Origin of the sequence: Moorena sp. SIO2C4, from assembly GCF_010672485.1 — a bacterium.
Lineage (GTDB): Bacteria > Cyanobacteriota > Cyanobacteriia > Cyanobacteriales > Coleofasciculaceae > Moorena > Moorena producens.
In genome coordinates this window covers 1-5,398 of sequence record NZ_JAAHGN010000490.1, presented here as the reverse complement: position 1 = coordinate 5,398, position 5,398 = coordinate 1, and the positions used below count along the sequence as shown (strand labels likewise).

Annotated in this window: 3 protein-coding genes and 1 pseudogene; 1 reads left to right on the top strand and 3 read right to left on the bottom strand. The window is 42.7% G+C overall.

What is annotated here, in order from left to right; all coding sequences use genetic code 11:
- Positions 1 to 572: 572 nt before the first annotated feature.
- The 3 genes and pseudogenes from F6K20_RS22665 to F6K20_RS22655 form a co-directional block, all read right to left on the bottom strand.
- On the bottom strand, positions 573 to 1,556 hold the full coding sequence (locus F6K20_RS22665; RefSeq protein ID WP_287296105.1) for a hypothetical protein: 984 nt from the start codon (positions 1,554 to 1,556) through the stop codon (positions 573 to 575).
- A 27-nt stretch (positions 1,557 to 1,583) separates the two neighbouring features.
- Positions 1,584 to 2,795 carry an RNA-guided endonuclease InsQ/TnpB family protein gene (locus F6K20_RS22660; protein ID WP_008181204.1) on the bottom strand — a complete coding sequence of 404 codons (1,212 nt, stop codon included), beginning with the start codon at positions 2,793 to 2,795 and terminating at the stop codon, positions 1,584 to 1,586.
- Positions 2,796 to 2,934: 139 nt separating this feature from the next.
- A pseudogene (locus F6K20_RS22655) lies at positions 2,935 to 3,891 on the bottom strand (hypothetical protein); the annotation flags it as partial.
- Between the two features lie 280 nt (positions 3,892 to 4,171).
- Here F6K20_RS22655 and F6K20_RS22650 point away from each other — a divergent pair.
- Positions 4,172 to 4,351: a hypothetical protein gene (locus tag F6K20_RS22650; protein WP_071103626.1), complete on the top strand. Its 180-nt coding sequence runs from the start codon at positions 4,172 to 4,174 to the stop codon at positions 4,349 to 4,351.
- The last annotated feature ends 1,047 nt before the right edge of the window (positions 4,352 to 5,398 follow it).

Genomic DNA, 5,398 nt, shown 5'->3' with positions numbered 1-5,398 from the left:
TTCCTGATTTTTGGCATTTTCTTGATATAAAAATATAGATTTATCCATAAAGAGTTATTTTTTTGTTTTTCACAAATACATGGGGACTAAAATCGTAACTTATAGCACTACCCATTAAGGTTAGGAGATTTATAAAAACAGGAAAAGCTATTATAATCAGCTCTTGCCTCTTGCCTCTTGCCTCTTGCCTCTTGCCTCTTGCCTTGCGCGTAGCGCTATATTGACCAAATTGCCACGCAAGCTACTCCTCAATTTGAGAAGGAAAACCTTTAGCTTTTCAACTTAAAATGTCTGAAAATTTTCCTATAAGTCACCCTACTAGGGTGCTAATGATGCTTGCTTAAGCGATTGTATTGAAAATTTTAGTGGGCTGTAGGGCACCAGACCTAACCAACGAGGATGTGCTGAAGGCATTACAACTCCTTCAACACCAGTTAGTCTAAAGTCCAGAATAATGAATTATATAATCAACCGTTAATCAAAAATGACTTGTATGACCATTGAAGTGCTGACTATTGGTTTCAGACATCCTTTGAGGGGATATTCAGCGATCAACACTCAACACTTAATACTCAATTTTGAAACACCGAATCCCCTGCTTCAACCCGGAGATTACCTATTTTCCAACCTAGATAAATTGGTCCATTCCCATTAATTGGTTTGTATAGGTCAACGTGTTTTGACCAGTCATGTTTATTACCATTTCGGATCAGACTTGGCAAGTCATTTTTAGGATTGTGGGTCAGTTGAAGACTCTCACCAGTGCTACCAATCCACTGCACTTTACCTAGGTCAATTTCACGTAAATCTAACTGACTTTTTTCCTTAACTGCCTGTTTAAAATCCTCATAGTTACCATGAGATTCTTCTTCTCCCACTTCTAGAGCAAAGCCAGCATAGCTATTGCCTAGGGTTGTTGCCTTAAGAGTTTTTTCCTGACTATAGAGCTGGGCAAATTTCTGGTTCGGTATAGCCACCTCAGTATAGGTATCCAAATTAATCGAGCGAATCGCTAACCAGGTTTTCTCCAGTTTAAAGAACCAAATCCCGTCTTCTATTTCTGCTTGAGCCGTCTTAGGTAATTGGAAAAAGAATGGTCTATCCTTAGCTGGTCTTAACCAAAGAACTAGGTTACGGTATTGCCCAACTTGGTCTCCCTGATTTTTTCCTGGCTTCACCCAAGCGCCACCAGTATTAGCAACAAAAAAATCCACACCCCGCTCTTGATTGTATGCCATTAGCTTGAATGGCCCGACATCACCAGCGGGGAACTCACCAGCCAAACTCCCCAACTGATAGGTATGACCAAAAAAGGTCGTTTCCCAATATCCTGGTTTATCCTCACCTCCAGGTTTCCAATTTTCGTAGACTGGTTTACTCGCCAGAATTTCCACAGGCTTCTGAAACTGCTTACGAGCTAACTTTACCACCGCCTGGGGAGGTCGATAGGCGCTAGTAATTACGTGAATCACATCCCGTTCTGGCTTAGGATTGACTAAGGTAACATCGCCAAAATAAAGCCAGAACAGACGGGCAGCACTGGCTCCGTACACCACATTACTTTTGCCTTGACACTCCCCGGTCTAAAGACGCGGGGATTCTTTGTTCGCAGACTCGACTTGCTTAACCAGGTCGGAACCAGGAAAAGTAGAGGCCAAATCTCCCAAAACGTTCGGATCTAGGATCCAGGTTCCGGTGTGCCCCACCGTACCCAAGGCTCTCTTGAGGATATTGATGGCAGCGTTGTGGTCGCGGTCTAATTGACAACCGCATTTGCAGGTGTGAGTCCTAGTTGATAGAGACTTTTTTACGACCTCACCACACTCAGAGCAGTTCTGGCTAGTGTAGGCGGGGTTGACTGCAACAGTGACCCTGCCAAACTTAGTTCCAAAATGCTCCAACCATTTCCTAAACTGATACCAACCCGCATCATTAATAGACTTGGCCAGACAATGATTTTTAACCAAATTCCTAACCCTTAGATCTTCGTAGGCAACCAAATCGTTAGATTGGATTACGCAACGTGCCAGTCTCTTGGCGTGTTCTTCACGTTGCCGACTTATTCTAAGGTGTGTCCTACCTAGTTTATTAACAGCTTTCTTGCGGTTGGATGAGCCTTTATTTTTTCGAGATACCCGACGCTGATAAAACTTTAAGCGCTTTTCACCAATCCGATAAAACCGGGGGTTAGGTTCAGTTTTTCCAACGGAATCCGTGTAGAAATCCTTCAGCCCGACATCTAACCCGATGGCTGTTCCAGTTGGCTCCAGTTCTTCCGTTATGTCAACTGAAACACAGAACTGGACATAGTAGCCATCAGCTCGTCGAACTATCCGAACCCGCTTAATTTGCTTCTTATCAAAGCGCCACAAGTCCCAATTACCCTTGAGTTTGAGCTTCCCAATTCCCTTCTTGTCCCTGAACACGATCGACTTTTTATCTGGGGACAATTTCCAGCCAGACTGTTTGTATTCAACCGATCTGCCACGCTTTTGGAACTTTGGGAAACCTTTTTTTTCAGGTACCTTTTTTTTGCAATTGTCAAAGAACCGAGAAATTGATGACCATGCCCGTTCAGAACTGGCCTGACGAGCAGTAGAGTTCAATTCATTAGCAAACGGGAACTGATGGGCTAAAACTTTGCTGTATTTCGACAGATCGTATTTATTGACGCCCTTGTTGTCCATCCAATATCTGAGACAACTGTTTCGGATAAAACGGGCTGTCCTAATCGCCTCATCAATAGCCAAATATTGAGGTTTTTTGCCGTATGCCTTGAACTCCAGAATGATCATCAGTCTGGACCTTTAACTGCTTTATTTTATTCTACAAGATTCCGGAAAATCTCTGAATATTTTTCACGGCGGCTAAAGCCACCATCTCGCTTTCATCCCCAGTCTTTAGACACGGGGCTGAAAGCATCGTTGATTCTTTGTAATCCCGCTTAGTCGGTCCACCAAAACCACCTCGATAATATTTCACTGCTGCCGCCGCTGACATCCAATCTAGAGCCGCTTTGGCCAGTTGTTTCACCTCCGGCTCCTTCGCAAAGTCGTAGAGATTTAGGTAAGCCGCAAAGGTGTGACCATGGTAAGTCTCTGAGTCCCACTCTCCCATACCAATGTTGTATAGCGCCCAGACATAGCGCTGAATTTTCTTTTTATACAGACGCCTAGTCTCTTCATTTCCGGTTTCCTCCGCCATCAGATAAACGGAAATCTCTCGCATTGCCCGGAGATTGTCCGTGTTGCGTCCATCCACCCAACTTCCTCGCACATCCGGTCCCCAACCATCACCACCTTTTCCCTTTCCATAAATCGGGTGAGGACGCCCATTGGGGTCTGTTTCTGTCCAGGTTTTGGCACCGTCAAACATTCGCTGTTTGTAGGTCGGGTCGAGAAATTGCCCAAAGAAGAAGTATTTTCGGATTTGTCCTTTGAGAGTGAAAGCGTAATAGTAGTCAATACCCTCAGTATGTTGGTTATCTTGAGCTTGGGCATCTTCTGATTGCAGAAACTCTAGGGCTTTGTCCCGATTGCCAACAATAAAATCAAACATGGCATAGGGATAAGACCGCTTCTCATTTTCCCCGTAGTTGTTGCCATAACCTAACCCATCGTAGTACTGAATTGCCTGGTTGGCTCGCACCCAGAATTCTGATTCCAATTCAGGAGTCCACTGATTCCTATACTTGGTAGCAATCGGTAAGGGTTCAATCTGAATTAGATCAGTAACAGATCTGCTAATCACTGGTTTAGCATCTGACGCTGGTGTGGTCGGTATAACTTGGTGGGTACAGCCCAAGACAGCGCCAGCGACAACGAAAGCATTGCTTAATAATGGAATGATTTTAAGAGTGAGGTGGAATGGGCATCTTGGTGGAACTGGCATCTTGCCAGTTTCAATATATTTTCGGGCGGGCAGGATGCCCACTCTACTGCTATTCATGGGAAGATTCAGCCACGGGACAAAGGAAGCTACTAGTAAGTGACGAGATTTCCGAGATTTCACCAGATTTCACCAATTGTAGCGATTGCTCTCAATTCTTACACAACAACCAACACTGTACACCTGAGCGTCAACCCTAAATTAAACATCGGCACTTCACAATTTTTAATCATGGGCAATGGGGCTCAGAATGCCCAGGGATTGACACATTCAGGATATAGTCATGTTCGATTTACTATTTGCTCGCAATTTGGCCACTACACTAATCATACTCACTGTGTTCATTCTTGGCTTAGACAAGTTGTATCGGCAGGATCAAAACCCTGGAAAACTCCAAAGGGTTCAGCACATAGAACAGGCCCTTCGAGTCGGATTTGCCCTCAAGGCAACTCAATTCCGTTGACCTTCCCTGAACTAGGTGTGGAATAGGAGCCAGTTCCCTAGTTCGACCCAAGTTACTGGTTTGTCAGATGGCTGTGAATATTAGTAGACAAGAACCCTATAGTAACCATGGATAAGGCAACTACGTAATTATTCGTAGGCCACTATTGCGAGTGGCTCAGAGATTTCCGAGATTTTGCGGATACGGTTTACTGTCATTTCCGATTACTGTTGTATATGGTAGTTTTAACCTTTTGCTGCATCCCCCTGGGGCACCCAACCGCCCATCAGGGGTTTTTTGTATTGAGTGTGGCTAAATTTTATCAGTTATAGTATGCTGTAGTCTTAACTGTAATTGCAGGAGAGTGCAGTGGGGAGTAGGAATCGGGTTTTGATAATGTCTCAATTAGGCTAACCGTCCCTACCCCGTCTTATCCACTAAACTCAAGGTCTCCCAAGGTTACTCCACTTTTAATAATCGGCTAAAAATTCAAGCTAGACTAGTATTAGCCGGTAAAATACCTAAAGTTTTCCATATAAAGGACAATCCATTTTAAGCTTTTTAATTTTTGTAGCCCTATAAGTGAAATTAAAATGTGATATGATAATTTTTTATTTGTTTTTAAAATATAAAAAATTATCTATGAAATTATTATAATAATCAGTAAAATACCACTACTAATAAATCAGTAAAAAATACTGACAATAGGGTTGCTTTTATTACTATAAATAGTTAGTTTATTTATAGTAATAATTTTATTAATAATTAAAAATATTCGGTTAAGCCTGCCATCAAAAAAAGCAAAAAACAACTGATATAGAAATCCTAATAAAAACGTGATAAACATCAACAGGAGGATGGGTGGATTCTTCCCCATCTTCCCCATCTCGATCAATCATCCCCCTACAGATGCAACGCTCCCGATTTATCTGTGGGGAGTCGTCAAGTCGCTTGACCGTAGGTCACGCTGCGCGAACGCTCCAATTCAAAGTTCAAAATTATTAATTCAAAATGATTCGGACAATTCTAGATTTTTAATTTTTAATTTTTAATTTTTAATTCCCCGGG